Below are 16,897 nucleotides of genomic sequence, written 5' to 3'. Positions count from 1 at the left end.
TTTTAAAATTAAATTCCAATGAAAACAAATTCCGTTTTAACCATATCAAATTCCATAACCAATTGGACAGAGAAATATTCAGAAATTAGAAACCATTCTGTCGAGATTTGCAGACCTCTGGAAATCGAAGATTACGTCGTTCAGCCAATCGTAGATGTGAGTCCACCAAAATGGCATTTGGGTCACACGACCTGGTTTTTCGAAACGTTTATTTTGGAACCAAACTTCCCAGAATATCAGGTTTTCGATGCTCAATATAATTTTGTTTTCAACAGTTATTATGAAACAATTGGCGCCAGAGTCATTCGTACAGACCGCGGAAATTTAAGCCGACCATCAGTTTCTGATATTTACAAATACAGAAAATATGTTGATGAACAAATGAATGTTTTTCTCAACAGCGAATTTTTAACGGAAGAAATCAAACCTTTACTAGAACTTGGACTCAATCACGAGCAGCAGCATCAGGAATTATTATTAACCGATATCAAATATATTTTAGGTCACAATCCACTTTTTCCAGCGTATAAAAATGAAAGTATTTCTAAAAAAGAACATTCTGAAAATATTGAAATGATTCAATTCTCCGAAGATGTTTACGAAATCGGTTTTGAAGGTGAAGGTTTCAGTTTTGATAATGAATTGGGAAGACATAAAGTGTATCTCAATGATTTTGAAATTGCTGACCGTTTAGTTTCCAATTCGGAATATCTAGAATTTATGGAAGCTGGAGGTTATGCAGATTTCAGACATTGGCACGCCGAAGGTTGGGATTGGGTGAAACAGAATGAAGCAAAATCTCCTTTATATTGGCATTTGATTGACGGGAAATGGATGGATTATACTTTAAATGGACTTCAAGAACTAGATTTAAATGATGCCGTTTGTCACATCAATTTTTACGAAGCTTCAGCCTTCGCATCGTGGAAAGGAATGCGTTTGCCAACCGAAGCTGAGTGGGAAGTTGCTTCCAATCATTTCGAATGGGGAAGTCGTTGGGAATGGACAAACTCTGCCTATTTGCCTTACCCAGGATTTAAAAAAGAAGCCGGCGCAGTAGGAGAGTACAATGGAAAATTTATGGTCAATCAAATGGTTCTGCGCGGCGCATCTGTTGCAACGCCAATCGGACACAGCAGAAATACATACCGTAATTTTTTCCAAACTGGTCTAAAATGGCAGTTCACAGGAATCAGACTTGTTCAATAACTGCCTATGATTACAGTAGAATCGGTTTCTAAAAGCTTCAACGGAAAACCAGCGGTGGACGATATTTCTTTTCAGGCCAATTATAAGGAAATATTGGTGCTTCTGGGAACCAGCGGTTGTGGAAAAACGACGACCTTGAAAATGATTAACCGATTGATAGAGGCCGATTCCGGAAATATTTTGATTGATGGAAAAAATATCCGTGACCAGAAAGTGGAAGATCTTAGAATGGGAATCGGTTTTGTGATGCAGCATTCAGGATTGTTTCCGCATTACACCATCAGACAAAACATTGCCATTGTTCCGGAATTATTAAAATGGGACAAACAAAAGATTCAAAAAAGAACAGAAGAGCTCTTACACAAGCTCCATCTTTCCGAAGATGTACTTTCCCGCTTTCCTAACGAATTAAGTGGCGGTCAACAGCAAAGAGTGGGAATTGCCCGGGCTTTGATAGCCAATTCACCGATTCTGCTGATGGATGAGCCTTTCGGCGCGTTGGATAATATTACGAAAGCTGACATTCATTCCGAATTCAAATCGCTGGAAGAACTTAAAAATAAGACCATTATTCTCGTGACCCACGATGTTCAGGAAGCGTTTGAACTGGGACACAGAATTTGTTTAATGGATAAAGGAAGAATTATCCAGACCGGAACTCCAAAGGAAATGTTGTATCGTCCAGAGAATGATTTTGTGAAAGATTTCTTTGCCGAAAACAGATTGTTATTGGAATACAAAGTTGCAAGTTTGAATGATGTTAAATCTTTCATCAATTCAGAAACTTTATTCAAGGATTTTAATTTTAATGAAAATACAAGCGTTTGGAATGCTTTACAAAAATTAAGTTCTGCCGAAAAAAATACAGATGCTTACGAAATGTTGATTAAAGCATTCAACGACTACCGAAAATTACAAATCGTATGACGCAGCAAAGTCTTTGGCAGTTCGTCATAGAACAGCACGAAAAATTACTGACTCAGGTTGGTCAACATTTGGGATTGACTTTTTTGTCATTACTTTTAGCGATTATCGTTGGTTTACCATTAGGAATTTTGATTGCCCGAAAGAGAAAATTGTCAAGTCCGGTTTTAGGTTTTGCAGGAATTTTACAGACGATTCCAAGTATCGCTTTGCTAGGTTTTATGATTCCCGCTTTTGGAATTGGCGCAACACCGGCAATTGTAGCATTATTGATTTACGCACTGCTTCCAATTATCCGAAATACTTTTACAGGAATTACAGGTGTAAATCCAACAGTTATCGAAGCGGCAAAAGCAATGGGAATGAACCGGAAACAATTGCTTTTCAAGGTTGAACTTCCCTTATCAATGCCCGTGATTATTGCGGGAATCAGAACGGCGGCGGTTATCAATGTTGGTGTGGCGACATTGGCTTCTTTTGTTGCAGCAGGCGGTTTGGGCGAATTTATTTTTGGTGGAATTTCTTTGAACAACACCAATATGATTTTGACAGGTGCCATTCCCGCAGCTTTATTGGCAATTTTACTCGACCAGACGATTGCTGTGTTGCAGAAATATGGCTATCAGTTTTTAAAGAAACTAAAGTACATCATTCCTGCAATTTTAGTGATATTTGGAATTGTTTATTTAATGACTTCCGTTTCAGATAATAAGTTAAAAGCAGGATTTACACCTGAATTTATGGGAAGACAGGACGGCGATTTAGGTTTAAGGTCAGTGTACGGATTGAATGTCAATCCGAAAGTGGTAAATGATGCCGTGATGTACAAAGCCGCTTTTGAAGGTGAATTGGATTTAATCAGCGGATATTCTACAGACGGAAGAATCAAAGCGTTTGATTTGTACGTTTTGGATGATGACAAAAAGATATTTCCACCATATTTTGCGGCGCCTATTATCAAAACCAAAACATTGGAAAAGTTTCCTGAACTGGACGAAACCTTGAATTTGCTTGCGGGGAAATTCAATGATTCGATAATGACAGATTTGAATTACCGTTCTGATTATCTCAACCAAACGCCGGAAAAAATTGCCAAAGATTTTTTAATTAAAACTCAATTATATAGAGTTCCACGAAACGGAAATGGAGGAACAGTTAGGATTGGGTCAAAGATTTTCGGTGAGCAATATATTCTGACAGAGATTTATAAAATGCTGATTGAAGGCTACACCAATTACAAAGTGGAAACCAAAACCGGATTGGGCGGAACAAAAATCTGCTTTGATGCTTTGATGAATGACGCCATCGATTTCTATCCTGAATATACAGGCACAGGACTTTTAGTTTTATTGAAACCATCAAAAAAAAACATTCAAACTGTTTCGCAAAGTGCCGATAAAACGTATCAATTTGTAGATTCAGAATTCAGAAAACAATATGGAATTCAGTGGTTGAAACCGCTTGGCTTTAATAATTCTTATGCTTTGATGATGCGCAAAAAACAGGCAGATGAGTTGAAGATACAAAGCATTTCTGACCTTAAAAAATATCTGGATTCAAAATAGAAATTGGATGGCAAATAAATATAATTTTGACGAGATCATCGACAGACGAGGAACCGATTCTGTAAAATGGGATTTGACTACAGATGCTGAAGTATTGCCAATGTGGGTCGCAGATATGGATTTCAAAACGGCTCCGGAAATCACGGAAGCTATTTTGAAGAAAGCATCACACGGCGTTTTCGGCTATAGCATTACTCCGCCTCAATTTTACGATGCAATCATTGATTGGTGGAAAGATATTCATCAGTATAATATTCGTAAAGAATGGATTTTACCAGGTCCGGGAATGATTCCGACGCTTTCCGCCATTTTGAGAACGTTTGTAAAATCAGGCGAAAATATTATCATCCAGCCACCCGTTTATAACCATTTTTATTATTTTTTTAACAATTGTGGATTTGGTTTGGTCGAAAATAATCTGATCTACGAAGACGGAAATTATCAAATCGATTTCGATGATTTGGAATTTAAAGCTTCAGATCCTAAGGCAAAATTGCTTTTACTTTGTAATCCACATAATCCTGTTGGCAGAGTTTGGAAAAGAAGTGAGCTTGAAAAGATGGCGGAAATTTGTTCCAGACATCAGGTGATGGTTGTTTCAGACGAAATTCACGCTGATTTGGTTTTTGAAGGTCATCAGCATATTCCTTTCATATCAATCGCTGAAAATTACAATCTGGAATCTGTTACTTGCGGATCGCCCTGCAAAACTTTTAATCTTTCAGGTCTACCAATTTCATATGTGATTTCTGATAACAAAAACACTTTAGATAAAATAGATAAAACATTTGAAATTCAAGAGACAAGCTATCCAAATCCTATTTCTGCCACAGCGTTGATCGCTGCTTACCAAAACGGAAAAGAATGGATGAACGAACTGAAAATTTATCTGTCTGAAAACTATCAATATCTCATAGAATTCATCGCTGAAAACTTACCTCAAATCAAGGTTCTTCCATTAGAAGCAACATATTTAGTCTGGCTGGATTGTCGTTCTTTGAATAGGACTTCCGAAGAATTAGCCAAACTTTTACTCGAAGAAGAAAAACTTTGGGTCAATCCAGGCACAATGTACGGATCAGCTGGTGAAGGTTTTCTGAGGATCAATATCGGCTGTCCAAGAGAACTACTTTGCGAAGGACTCAGACGTCTGGAAATCGCATTTAAATAGATTTTATACACTAATAAATATTCCGTTCCCAATTAAATAACTGATTTACAATTAAATACTAGCAGTCTCTAAATTAGGTTCACTCTCTTTTCCTTTAAATTTATAAAAGAAAAAAAGGTTCCACAGGATCATCTCATAACCGTAGAAAACATCTTCAATAGGAATTGTCAGGATTCTGAAACCAATGAAATTCTGAGGGTTATAATTGACAATAGGAGAGTCTAGTCCTGTTCCGGTCAGAATTCCGTTAACGCTTAAAAAACCAGGCATCAGCAATAAATAAATAACCGTCGCTTTTCCGATCCATTTGATTTTTAGAACAAAATACAAGAGCAATAAACTGATGGATGATGTGAAAAAGGTGACAAATGTGTAGATCCTGTCATTGTAATAAAGCGCAATTGCTAAACATAAAATAGATGTGATCGTGACGAAGATCTTCTCAGACTGTGGTTTCCAATCCAATTTGAAAAATTTGTCCAAACAGAAATAAGTGAAAACACACGAAAATGGAATACAGATGAAGAACATGATCTCTTCAATTGGTAATTCCGAAATTTTGAAGCCTATTAAATATCGATAATTGAACCACCAAACGCCATGTCTGGTAAACCAAATATCCCAAAGAACAAATACAAAACCTACTAATAACGACGCTTTGATAAAAGCCCCAAAGTGCCTGTTGAATTTGATCTTATGATGAAAAGAAAAAACAAAACAGATGATCACGGTAAAGAAATTGATCAGTAGATAAGTGTACTGTAACATTAGGCTTTATCTTTATTAAAATACATTTTGAAATATTTTATAGGCACCCAAAGAAATCCGAAACATTCGCCTTCTTCTTTGTTGATGTGCTTGTGATGTTGCTTGTGAGCACGTCTTATCGCCAATAGATAAGGGTTCTTTGTATCCTTTAAAAACTTAACCCTTTGATGGATGAAAATATCATGGACAAAAAAATAAGACATGCCGTACAGTGTGATGCCAAGTCCGATATAGAACAAGACATTAAAACCATTGATAGTCCCGAAATACATAAGTGCAATTGCAGGAATTGCAAAAATAACAAAGAAATAATCATTTTTTTCTAAAGGTGGATCACTGCTATGGTCATGATGATCGCGATGAAGTGACCATAGAAAACCGTGCATCACATACTTGTGAACAGTCCATGTAAAGCCTTCCATCAGAAAAAAAGTAATAAAGACAATTAGAAAATTCATGATGCTTTTTTCTTGTTGTTGAACATGACCTCCAAAACCTCATGACGGAAATCAAAGATATTCTCCAGTTTCTTTTTCACAAAAAGTTTGTGAGCGATCTCACCTAAAAAACCTAAAGGCAATTCGTAATCTACCGTATCTTTTATCAAAACACCGTCTTCATTTTGTATAAACTCGTGGAAGTGATTCCATAATTTGTAAGGCCCTTTTTGTTGGAAATCTGTAAAACTCGTCTGAAAATCAACCTGTGTGATTTCCGTTTGCCAACCCAATGGAATATTAAGAAGTGGTGAAACCGTGTAATCTATGATCATGCCTTCGAAGACCTCATCATTTTTAAGTTTTGTGAGAACCGTGAATTTCATATCTGGAGGCGTGATCACCGATAGATTATTCGCGGCTGAGAAGAAGTTCCATGCTGTTTCTATATCGCAGTTCAGCTGTTGTTCCTTATAAAGTCTGTGTTTCATTTTCAATCTTTTTCATTAGTAGTTCATTATCATTAAAAATATTTTAAATGGATAACATCTTGTATTCTACGTAGCAACCCATCATCAGAGATATTTTTTTACTGTTCGAAATTCTGATCCTCTGGTTGATCATCTGATTAGCTGAAGTTTTTTTGATCTTTTTGAATAACGAAAGATAATACCGATAAGCCAGATAAACACCAAATCTTGAGGACGCCGGTAGTTTTTTGATCCCTTCCAAAGCCTCATGGAATTCAAAAGCGATCTCTTCCTCGATCTCAGCTTTTACATTGTTATCAAATGCGGCAATATCGACATTTGGAAAATAAGTTCTGCCCAAAACTTCATAATCATCTTTCATATCCCGCAGGAAATTCACTTTTTGAAAAGCTGAACCTAGGATCATCGCAGAAGGTTTTAATCTTTCGAACTCTTCTTTGTCTCCGTTTACAAAAATATGAAGACACATCAGCCCAACCACTTCTGCCGATCCAAGAATGTATTCCTTGTAAAGTTCTGAGTTGTAATCGATCTTGTGAAGGTCCATTTCCATACTTTTCAAAAATTGTTTGATGAGCTCATGGTCGATCTTATATTTACTGACCGTTTCCTGGAATGACTGCAGAATTGGATTCAAAGAGATCTTTTCTTCCAAAGCCAAAAATGTTTCATCTCGAAAGCGAGACAGCAGTTTCTTTTTGTCGAAACCGTGAAAACTGTCCACGATCTCATCCGCCAACCGTACATAGCCGTAGATGGCGTAAATTGGATTTCTTATCTTGGAGGACAAAGCCAGAATACCCATCGAAAAACTCGTGCTGTATTGTTTGGTGGTCTCTTTGCTGATCTTGAAAGAAAGGTCGTCAAATAATTGTTTCATAGCTTATGTACTTATTTATTGGCTTCTAATGCGGCTATTTTCCCGGAAATAATACTTGGAGGAACGCCTGGCCCGGGAACGGTCAATTGTCCTGTATAAAAAAGGTTTTTCACTTTCTTGTTTCTCAATGATGGCTTCAGAACTGCAGTTTGAGACAAAGTATTTGCCAATCCGTAAGCATTTCCAGCGTAAGCGTTGTAATCTTGCTTAAAATCATCTATGCAAAAACTTCTTTTGTATTCGATCTTTGAAATGAGATTTTCGGAGCTCGTATGTTTCTCCAGTCGGCTGACCATTTCTTTAAAATATTTCTCTCTTTCTAATTCAGAATCTACAATTCCAGTAGCTATTGGCATTAATAAAAATACGTTCTCACAATTGTCTGGTGCTACATTCTGATCTGTTTTTGATGGACAACAAACGTAAAACAACGGTTTTGATGGCCATTTTTTGTCTTCATAGATCTCAGTCGTGTGCAGATCCAGATCATTTTCAAAGAACAACGTGTGATGCTTCAGATTCGGTATTTTTTCTTTGATCCCAAGGTAAAATATCAGACAGGAAGGTGCAAAAGTTTTCTTTTCCCAATAATCCTTATCATAATTTCGATATGCTTCTGGCAACAGCTGACTTTCCGTATGTTCATAATCTGATGACGCAATGATAGAATCAAATTCTATCGTTTCACCATTTATTACTAAAGCGCTTGCATTTTTATCATTAATAATGATCTGCTCGACACTTGAATTCAAATGAAATTTTACACCTTGGTCAATTCCAATTTGTTGCATCGCCTCGATCACTTTTATAAAACCACCAATAGGATACCAAGTTCCTAATTTATAACCGCCATAATTCATCAAACTATACAACGCAGGAATATCTTTTGGTGCTGCACCGAGGATGATCACTGGAAATTCCATTAATGTGATCAGCTTCGGATTCGAAAAATATTTTCTTACAAACTTACTGAAGTCCGTCAAAAGGTCAAGACTGAAGGCACTTTTCAAAATCTTCAGCGAAACAAATTCGAGCCAGGAATTACAAGGTTTGTTCACAAAATCCTTCATCCCAACTTCATATTTGAACTGCGCATCTTTCATAAAATCGTCCAATCTTTGTCCTGCGCCTTTTTCAGTTTCCTCGAACAACGTTTTCATCGCCTGGTAATCTTGTGGAATTCCCATCAAGCCATCAGAAAAGACCATTTCAAATTGCGGGTCGAGTGGAACCAACTGATAAAAATCCGATGCTTTTCTATTGAAATCATTAAAGAAATTCTCGATGATATCTGGCATCCAATACCAACTTGGCCCCATATCAAAAGTGTAACCATTCTCAGTTTTAAAACTTCTTGCACGGCCGCCAATAATGCTGTTCTTCTCAAAAACTTGTACATCATGACCAAGCTTTGAAGCGTAAGCTGCCGCAGAAAGACCTGAAAATCCGGAACCGATGATGGCAATTTTCTTTTTCATATTTTAATTTTTCCCGAAAGCATATTCCTGATAAACAGTTTCTAATAATTTTGAACCTTCAATATTTTTGGAGAAGATCGGCCGATGGAATTTGTCCAGTTTATCAAGGATCCTGATGAGTTCCATCTTCTCAGAATGGTTTAGATCTCCAGTTACGATATTGGTAGCGTTTCGGATTTTTTCCATTTGGTTTTCCAGGGCCAAATGACCTGTATCTGTGATCCTTAAAACTTTTGACCTTTTATCTGTTTCAGAATTGGTCTGTTCTAGCCATCCTTGCTTTATCAATCGGTTGATGATCAATATCCCTGTAGATTTATCCTGAAGATTCTTTTTGATAAGTTCCGTCTTGGTCATCGTTCCAAATGCTTTCAAATTGATCAAATAGATAAATTCTTCCTGCGTATTGAAATCCGAATCTGCAATGGCCGATTTGGAGTAGGTCTTCGCATATCTATTAAGATGGACAATCAATGTACTAATGACACTTTCCGGCGATCGTCCATTTTCTTTCCCTTCCCAGATCGGTTCATTAATAACATTATTCGCATTATTGATTCTGCCATCGCATATCCAATTCTTAAACCCTTCTATATCAGAAGAATATTGCTGTTTATTGTTTTGTGATCCAAATTCTTCTACCAATTGTATCACGTCTTTTATCAGTCCAAGGCTCATTGTGTGTTATTTTATTAGTTTGTAAATATACTAATTATTATAACATTAGTACATTTATAAACTAAAATTTTAGCATTTTAAACAATTGTTTTAAAATTTCCTAATTATCATTCCAGTTATGTTAATGAACTCTTAAAAACATTAAAGTTTGAAAATTTAAGAGCTTTATGGAATCGTTATTGTGATTATCGTAACAACATTAAAAACAAAAAATTATGAAAACGGAAATGAAAATTAAAAGCTTGTTTTTTGGATTAACACTAATGACGACAGGTTTTATCAGCGCACAAACTACCACTACTGCATCTGCAGAAACAACACAAACTGCAGCCGTAACCAATCCGACAATTGATGCATTGGTGAAACAAGTCGCCGCAAAACCGGATGATACACAGACGTTAGTTACATTAGCAACAGCTTATCAGGACGCAGGAGATTGGAACTCGGCCATTGCAACTTGGAACAAGATAACAACGATTATTCCAGACTGGGCGCCAGCTTATTACAGCATCGGATACGCCAATCAGTCAGCAAAAAACAATGAAGGTGCAAAAGCCGCTTACGAACAATATATCGCTAAAGTAAAACCGGCTGAAGTAGATGCTTCCAAACAAAATTTAGCTTACGCATATTTCTTCATCGCATTCCAGGACAAGGATACCGATAAAGAAAAAGCAAAACAATATATCGCAAAATCTTTGCAATATGACGGTTCAAACCAAGATGCGCTCAACTTGAGCAAAAGCTTGATGAACTAATCAACACACTATTTAATTACAGAAAAGACGCTTAATTTAAGCGTCTTTTTTGGTTTAAGAATTCTCGTTGGAATATTTATTTTCAGGCGGATCTTGATTTTTATTATTTTTCTTTTTGTAGAAATAATAGGCAATTCCAGCAATCAGGAAGACCGGCCAAAAGGGTAGGAGGAAAAGTAAAATACTTCCGATGACGTCCCAGCCAGATGAAACTGCATCTAGGGATTTCGAACCGAAACTCTGATCTTTTTCAGCTTCCGTTGGATAGAGTTTGTTGCCGTACATTGTGATCTCTATGTCACACATTTTGTTTTGGTTGTAATCATTTCCAACAATTTCTACATTTTTGTTTTTGATACTTCCAAGATCTGACAATTCTTCTACCAGATAATCAAATTTTTGAAGCGGAACTTTTGCTGTGATATAATAAGTTTGAAATTCATCATTGCTAATTAAATTTTCAGTTTTGATGATTCCATCGTATTTTCTGATCTGATCTTGCACCAGCGCTTTTCCTGTGGCGATGTCATCCACATTGATCTCTATATAGCCTTTCTTCAACATCGAAGCTGGTTTTGGCGTGGAATCCTGTTTTGGTTTGTCCCTGTAGACGATTTTATTAACCGTTTTGGTAACAGGTTTCGGAATTTCTTTTTTAATCGAATTCTTGATGGAATCTATATTGGAACTCAGCTTCTTCTCCTCAATATCTTTTTTGAATTGTTCAAGATTCTCAGATATAGAATCGATCTTGTTTTTGCTATTTTCAAATGCTTTCTCGATTTCTTCTTTATTTTTGATGAGATCTTTCGCTTTTAGATTGACGGAATCTACTATCGTATTGGCAGCCGCATCAAATTTCTCAACACTTTCTGCCGTATTTTGAACCAATGAATCTGCATTGGCAATCGTGTTATTAGCTTCCTGTATATCTGATTTTTTACACATTGTCAAAGTACTCATAACCAGAATGGTCAATATTAATTTTTTCATGTTGTATGATTTTGTTGATGTAAAACTAATAAGCTTGTCAAAGATTGATTTGTAAATGAAATGGATTGTTCTTGTAATGTTTTAATTAATTATCAATCAGGTATTTAAACTTATTTTACAAAAGATTTACAAGAACTGATTTCAATTTTGAAAACAAAAAAATCCCGATATTCAGGAATTAAATTTTAAATTGCATTTCACAATCCATAATAATGATGAAAAAGTTATTGATCCTATTTTATTTTCTGACTTCCGTATTTTTCTTTGCTCAAAAGGATTTTGTTCATTCGATCACGCAAAAACAGCAGTTCATCAATTTGGCTGGAAAACCGTTGACGGACAAATTTACCAACATCAAATCTGTAAAAGTCGTTTATGATCATCCTTCAAAAAAGATGTACTTTTTCAATAGCGTGAAGTACAAATACCATCATAATTTCTGTGAAGAAGTGCTTGGATTTCCGGCTGGTTTGGAATCTTTTAATGACGTCAGTTACAATGGAACTGGCTATAGAAGGTATCTTTTGGGAAATCTCAATTACATAGAAAAATCCGACGATTGGGTTTTGGAATTGGCAGCTTCCGACCAGATGAATGCGCAACTCATTCAGTTTTTCTTTAATGAAGTCAAAAAGAATGTGTTCTTTGGTTCAAAGGTCAAATTCTACCTGAGCACACCAAGATTGATCGCGCTCAATCAAAAACAGACTTTGAAGATCCCAACTGTTTATTCTGATTTTATTTTCCAAAATCTTACAGAGCAATCTGTGGAAAAGGGTAGTGCGATTGGGATTTTGAAGAAATATGACTTGAAATCAAATCCAAAATTCTATCCGAATGAGAATGAGATCATCATTATCAACTCGACGCCGGAGATTATCCCGAATGTAAAAGCAATCATCGTTACGGAATTTCAAACACCGTTGAGTCATTTGGTTCTCTTGGCGAAAAATAGAAATATTCCTTTGTACGTAGATACAGAAGCTTTTTCGAAGAACAAGATCAATAATCTGATCGATAAAAAAGTAGAACTGGTCGTGAACGATGACAACTATAAATTGAATCTAACAACAAAGCCGATCAAAATCACAAAAGCAAAACCCAGAATTACGCTTACAAAGAATCTTGAAGTTAAAGATCTCATCGATCTCAATAAAACTTTGCCAACAAGTCCACAAAATATCATTGGTTCCAAAGCCACGAATCTTGGACTTTTGAAAATCGTGGAAAAGGAATTGAAAAACTTCAAAACGCCTGAGTATGCTTACGCGATTCCTTTCTATTACTATGATGAACACATCAAAAATAATCATTTTGATAAGGAAATTAGCGAGATCCTTGCGCTTCCCAAAGATTCAATTAGACTTATTGATGAAAAATTAAAGGCCTTAAGAAAAACCATCAAGAAATCGAAAGTTGACCCTGAACTTATCAATTTGGTAACGAATACTTTAAATCAGCAGAGTGAATTCAAGAATTTCAAATTCCGTTCTTCTACCAATGCGGAAGATCTCGCCGGTTTCAATGGTGCTGGTTTATATGATTCCAAATCGGCAAAATTGGGCGACTCAGTGAAAACGGTTGAGAAAGCGATCCTGGATGTTTGGGCAAGTTTTTGGAATGAGAGAGCTTACCACGAGCGAGAAATCTTCAATATCGATCACTTGTCTTGCGCAATGGGAATTCTGGTTCACCGTTCGTTTCCAGATGAATTGGCAAATGGCGTTCTGATTACAAAAAATATTTACCGCAACGAGTACAAAGGCATCACAGTCAATGTTCAAAAAGGGGAAGAATCCGTTGTGAAACCAGAAATTGGTGTCACTTGCGACGAGTTCTATGTTCACAACTTCAATTATCTGGATAATAAACTGAGTGTGGATTACCGCTCAACATCGAGCCTTAATGATAAAAAACCAATTCTTAAAACTTCGGAAATAGAGACCTTGTTCAAAATTTCGCCGAAAATCGAAAGCAGAATGTACTCGCTCTGGAAGAAATATAAAATTGCTGATAAACAAATGCCTTTGGATATCGAATTTAAAATCGTTGGAGCAAACAGAACGCTTTACATCAAGCAAGCAAGAGCTTATATGGATTAATAGGAAACTTTGATGATGACGACATTCTCGATCAGATTGATGGTTTTGATCTGATAACTGAAGGTTTTGAACTGGATCCTTTCGGACAGGAATACTCTCTTTTCAGTTTCGTCCAGGCTCATAAAATCTGTAGAAACGATGATCTCGATGACATTCTTTTCAGAAGAAGAAGGTGTTTTTTTCTCGAGGAAATTAAGGTAAACATAACACAGTACGATTACCAGATTGATTCCCAACAAAAACTCCAAATGGTCGATGGGCAAAAGGATATCCAACATAGAAAGCGTGATGGATACAAATAAAAAGATAATGGTCTGGATTGAAAAACTCTCAGTTCGGAATCGCAAAATCGAGAAAACGGCAAACAGTCCAAATCCAATTCCCACGGTCATTTCCACTTGTTTGAAGATCAAACACATAAAAAAAGTGCAAATGCTGACCAAGCTAAAAAGTGGATGCAATCTGAACCTTCTATTTTTGTTCGTGAAATAATAAATTGCGACGATCGAAATGCACAGAATGGCAAAACGCTCGATGATCTCTTGTGTTTCCAAGTTAAAAATTTCTTTAAAGATAAAATATTTATTGATAAATTTGGAAAAACGCAAGGTACATCATGACAAAAGCACTTCTTTACCTATCAATCTCAATGCTGTTTTTTTCTTGTAAAAAAGTTGAGAGCAAGCAAGCCAAGAAAGAAATCCCTCAGAAAATTGAAGTAAAAAAAGACACAATTTCTGAGAAAAAAATCAGTTTTGATAATTTTCATATTTATGATCTATATACGATGGAAAATGGTGAGGTGAATGATATATTCGTTTCATTGTCTGATGTTTATATGGATTCTATCACGGTTCCTCCTGACATCATAAAAAATCAAAAGAATATCCCGTTCGCAAAATTGAAACATTTTGAGCTGCCGCCATTCTACAGAGAAAAATTTCTCAAAGGAACCAAACTATCGGAAAATGATACGCTTTACCTCTACAATTATAAGGAAAATCATTTGAATAAATTTCCAATCAAAAGTCTGAAGGCTGTTGCAAACCTGAATTTCTACAGCAGCGAAGGTGAAGAGATATATGATGATGATTACATGATCGGTTTTCAGTTGTATGAGAAAGTGGACCGTGAAAGATCTATGGATAAAACCGAATATTCATTGGCTTATTTTGGAAAAGAAAATCCTTTTGCCGAGCAGAAATTAGAACCTGTAAAGTGGAAAAATGCGAACGCAAAAGATTTCCCCGTCAAGATAGCTTCGAAGCTTAAACTGGGAAAAACCTATCAATACAAGGTTGGAAATCTGGATTGCTATCTTCAGGATCTGACGTCCGAAAATGAGATCAGAGAACGGAAACTGGTCGTCATCAAAGGAGGAAAAGTGATCATGGATAAAACCATCACAAAAGGAGAAGGTGCAGAATTTTATCCGCTCAATTACGTCGAAGATGATGCTACTAATGAAAATCAATGGACGGGGAATCTCTTCAAAGGAAAACCGCCTGTTGTTTTTGGTTTTTTTTCGCAGTCTTTTGGTTGCAGTGCAATCACGTTTCTGGACAATTCCTATCCTGAACTATACAAAGACTGTGATAATAGACATTAGATGATAAATATTAAAGTGATGAAATTATTTTTCTTTTCAATTATTTTTCTGAGTACTTTGGCATGTTCACAAAAAACTTCCAGCAAATTGATCAACGAAAATCTGGACAATTTTCCAATAAGAGAATCATTGGAAGAAAAGGGGAAGTTCCAAGGTCAGGTCTATTCGGTCAAAAATTATTCGTCGGACAACTATCAAAAATCATCTGAAAAGAAAACCGTTGAAGGAAAAACGGTCGGTTTGCAAGATTACACGATCTATCGAAAAGATGGAAGAAGGAGTTTTCACAAAGCTCAAAATTTTGAGACCAAATATTATTACGATGAAACTTCTAATCATTTGATCTTGAGAGAAATTCAAAACAAAGGCGAATACGGAAAATCCCTGAATTCTGCCTGGCTTTTTTATGACAAAGATGGAATCCTTTCTGAAGAAATTGGGCTGGAGAAAAATGCAGATAAAACAACATTCGAAAAATACATCACTTATAAAATAAAAGATTCAGCTGATCAAAAGAAAATTACCATTTCGGAAATTGACGAAGACTCAAATAAAAATCCTGATAAGATCTACAGTTTTACTGATAAAAATCTAACAAAGGTTTCGCCACTTTTTCAATCCAAATTTCAAAAGTTATCGCTTCAAGACGGCATTTTCAAAGTAGATGAAATTGATGGCTATGTTTTCCCCGGACGAAAAGTGTTTTTCAAATACGATAAAAAGGGACACTTGATCTCTGAGATCTGGCACAATGAAGAAGGTTTGGAACGTAAGATCGAATTCGATTATAACTCAGATTATACCGAGAGTACAGAAACAATCTACCAGCAAAAAGGAACAGAAGTGGGTTCAAAAAAATTGACCAAATATGATCAATATGGAAATCTGACCTTTGATCAAACTACTTTTTATGACGGTTCAATTGGCGGACGCTTTGAAAATGAATATCACTATGATAAGGAAAATAATTGGGTCGTAAAAAAGATCTATTACAGCGATACTAATAATGGCGTTCTCCAAAAGAAAAAATTGCTGACGGTCGAATACCGCGAAATAACTTATTATAATTCCGACACCAAAGAACAATCTTTCACGCTTCCGAAAATTCCAGAGATCATCAATAAAATAAGAGCTGATATCCCGAACGCTGCTGACAAAAACCAAGCTCAACTCGATGAAAAAAAGCAAGCCATTGACAGTGATAATTATGATACCGAAATTACTAAGAAAGTCGCTGAGGACATCAAAGATTTTACGCCAAAATATTGGAAATTAAAAGCTACAGCCTACGGAAACCTGGACGATGATGGTGCGGAAGAAGCTGTGACCGTGTACGAAATGCCAAGTATAAGTGACGGCGACACGGAGCAGGTTCTCGCAATCTTCAAAAGAGAAAATGGAAAATGGAAACTTTGGAATCAGACCACTGCTCCTTTACTGACATCGGGAAGTGGTGGAATGATGGGAAATCCCTTTGATGGCATCTCGATATCTAAAAAAAGTATTGTTATTGATCATTTTGGAGGCAGCCGTGACAAATGGGCGTACACGCATCGTTTTCGCTTTCAAAATGGAGATTGGTATCTTATTGGAGCTTCTGTACATTACGGAGCACCCTGCGACTACGATGTGAAATTTGATTACAACATCAGCACAGGTGATGCGACTTATAAGAAAACCAAAGAAAATTGTGACACTGGTGAGATCAAAGTCATTGACTCTCAAAAAACAAATAAGAAGATCAAGCCTATCAAAATGAATTCATTTCAAGTGGGCGACAATGCCTTCGAATTTCCTAATTTAAAAGATGTCATTAATTATTAATAACAATCGA

Annotated in this window: 16 protein-coding genes; 8 read left to right on the top strand and 8 right to left on the bottom strand. The window is 36.2% G+C overall.

Annotation, left to right across the window (positions count from 1 at the left end):
• Positions 1-18 precede the first annotated feature (18 nt).
• Genes egtB through AXA65_RS10780 form a run of 4 tightly spaced genes read left to right on the top strand, consistent with a single transcriptional unit; the run spans position 19 to position 4,869 of the window.
• Complete coding sequence (egtB, locus tag AXA65_RS10795) at positions 19-1,209, top strand: ergothioneine biosynthesis protein EgtB (RefSeq protein ID WP_063970112.1); 1,191 nt, start codon at positions 19-21, stop codon at positions 1,207-1,209.
• Between the two features lie 6 nt (positions 1,210-1,215).
• Positions 1,216-2,136: an ABC transporter ATP-binding protein gene (locus AXA65_RS10790; RefSeq protein ID WP_063970111.1), complete on the top strand. Its 921-nt coding sequence runs from the start codon at positions 1,216-1,218 to the stop codon at positions 2,134-2,136.
• On the top strand, positions 2,133-3,698 hold the full coding sequence (locus AXA65_RS10785; RefSeq protein WP_063970110.1) for an ABC transporter permease/substrate-binding protein: 1,566 nt from the start codon (positions 2,133-2,135) through the stop codon (positions 3,696-3,698). Before AXA65_RS10790 ends, AXA65_RS10785 begins: the two co-directional genes overlap by 4 nt.
• A 7-nt stretch (positions 3,699-3,705) precedes the next feature.
• Positions 3,706-4,869, top strand: a complete 1,164-nt coding sequence (locus AXA65_RS10780; RefSeq protein WP_063970109.1) for a MalY/PatB family protein — start codon at positions 3,706-3,708, stop codon at positions 4,867-4,869.
• A gap of 51 nt (positions 4,870-4,920) precedes the next feature.
• Here the strand turns inward: AXA65_RS10780 and AXA65_RS10775 are convergent, their stop codons facing one another.
• From AXA65_RS10775 to AXA65_RS10750, 6 genes are read right to left on the bottom strand one after another with little or no spacing between them, the layout of a single operon-like run.
• The gene (locus tag AXA65_RS10775; RefSeq protein ID WP_063970108.1) at positions 4,921-5,637 is read right to left on the bottom strand and encodes a lycopene cyclase domain-containing protein; all 717 of its coding nucleotides are present in this window, start codon (positions 5,635-5,637) and stop codon (positions 4,921-4,923) included.
• The gene (locus AXA65_RS10770) at positions 5,637-6,095 is read right to left on the bottom strand and encodes a sterol desaturase family protein (RefSeq protein WP_086048171.1); all 459 of its coding nucleotides are present in this window, start codon (positions 6,093-6,095) and stop codon (positions 5,637-5,639) included. Before AXA65_RS10770 ends, AXA65_RS10775 begins: the two co-directional genes overlap by 1 nt.
• Positions 6,092-6,565, bottom strand: coding sequence for an SRPBCC family protein (locus tag AXA65_RS10765; RefSeq protein ID WP_063970106.1), 474 nt, complete (start codon positions 6,563-6,565; stop codon positions 6,092-6,094). The genes AXA65_RS10770 and AXA65_RS10765 overlap by 4 nt, the downstream gene beginning before the upstream one ends.
• Before the next feature lie 43 nt (positions 6,566-6,608).
• On the bottom strand, positions 6,609-7,445 hold the full coding sequence (locus AXA65_RS10760) for a phytoene/squalene synthase family protein (RefSeq protein ID WP_034979070.1): 837 nt from the start codon (positions 7,443-7,445) through the stop codon (positions 6,609-6,611).
• Positions 7,446-7,456: 11 nt separating this feature from the next.
• A complete protein-coding gene (locus AXA65_RS10755; protein WP_063970105.1) occupies positions 7,457-8,923 on the bottom strand; it encodes a phytoene desaturase family protein in 1,467 nt (488 codons plus the stop codon).
• 3 nt (positions 8,924-8,926) lie between these two features.
• Entirely contained in the window at positions 8,927-9,601 is a 675-nt protein-coding gene (locus AXA65_RS10750; protein WP_063970104.1) for a MarR family winged helix-turn-helix transcriptional regulator, read from the bottom strand.
• 227 nt (positions 9,602-9,828) lie between these two features.
• Between AXA65_RS10750 and AXA65_RS10745 the strand changes: the two genes are divergently transcribed.
• Positions 9,829-10,359, top strand: a complete 531-nt coding sequence (locus AXA65_RS10745; protein ID WP_228391668.1) for a tetratricopeptide repeat protein — start codon at positions 9,829-9,831, stop codon at positions 10,357-10,359.
• Positions 10,360-10,413: 54 nt separating this feature from the next.
• Here AXA65_RS10745 and AXA65_RS10740 read toward each other — a convergent pair whose 3' ends face one another.
• Positions 10,414-11,352 carry a DUF4349 domain-containing protein gene (locus tag AXA65_RS10740; RefSeq protein ID WP_063970102.1) on the bottom strand — a complete coding sequence of 313 codons (939 nt, stop codon included), beginning with the start codon at positions 11,350-11,352 and terminating at the stop codon, positions 10,414-10,416.
• A gap of 212 nt (positions 11,353-11,564) precedes the next feature.
• Between AXA65_RS10740 and AXA65_RS10735 the strand changes: the two genes are divergently transcribed.
• Complete coding sequence (locus tag AXA65_RS10735) at positions 11,565-13,454, top strand: PEP/pyruvate-binding domain-containing protein (RefSeq protein ID WP_063970101.1); 1,890 nt, start codon at positions 11,565-11,567, stop codon at positions 13,452-13,454.
• Here the strand turns inward: AXA65_RS10735 and AXA65_RS10730 are convergent.
• Positions 13,451-14,008, bottom strand: a complete 558-nt coding sequence (locus tag AXA65_RS10730) for a DUF4956 domain-containing protein (protein ID WP_063970133.1) — start codon at positions 14,006-14,008, stop codon at positions 13,451-13,453. The two genes, AXA65_RS10735 and AXA65_RS10730, sit on opposite strands and share 4 nt — an antisense overlap.
• A gap of 62 nt (positions 14,009-14,070) precedes the next feature.
• Here AXA65_RS10730 and AXA65_RS10725 point away from each other — a divergent pair, with 62 nt between their 5' ends.
• Together AXA65_RS10725 and AXA65_RS10720 are read left to right on the top strand one after the other, a co-directional pair.
• Complete coding sequence (locus AXA65_RS10725) at positions 14,071-15,063, top strand: hypothetical protein (protein WP_063970100.1); 993 nt, start codon at positions 14,071-14,073, stop codon at positions 15,061-15,063.
• An 18-nt stretch (positions 15,064-15,081) separates the two neighbouring features.
• Positions 15,082-16,887, top strand: coding sequence for a hypothetical protein (locus tag AXA65_RS10720; RefSeq protein WP_165596594.1), 1,806 nt, complete (start codon positions 15,082-15,084; stop codon positions 16,885-16,887).
• Positions 16,888-16,897: the final 10 nt, after the last annotated feature.

The organism is Chryseobacterium sp. FP211-J200 (assembly GCF_001643375.1).
Lineage (GTDB): Bacteria > Bacteroidota > Bacteroidia > Flavobacteriales > Weeksellaceae > Epilithonimonas > Epilithonimonas ginsengisoli.
This window is presented reverse-complemented; position numbering and strand designations above follow the sequence as displayed.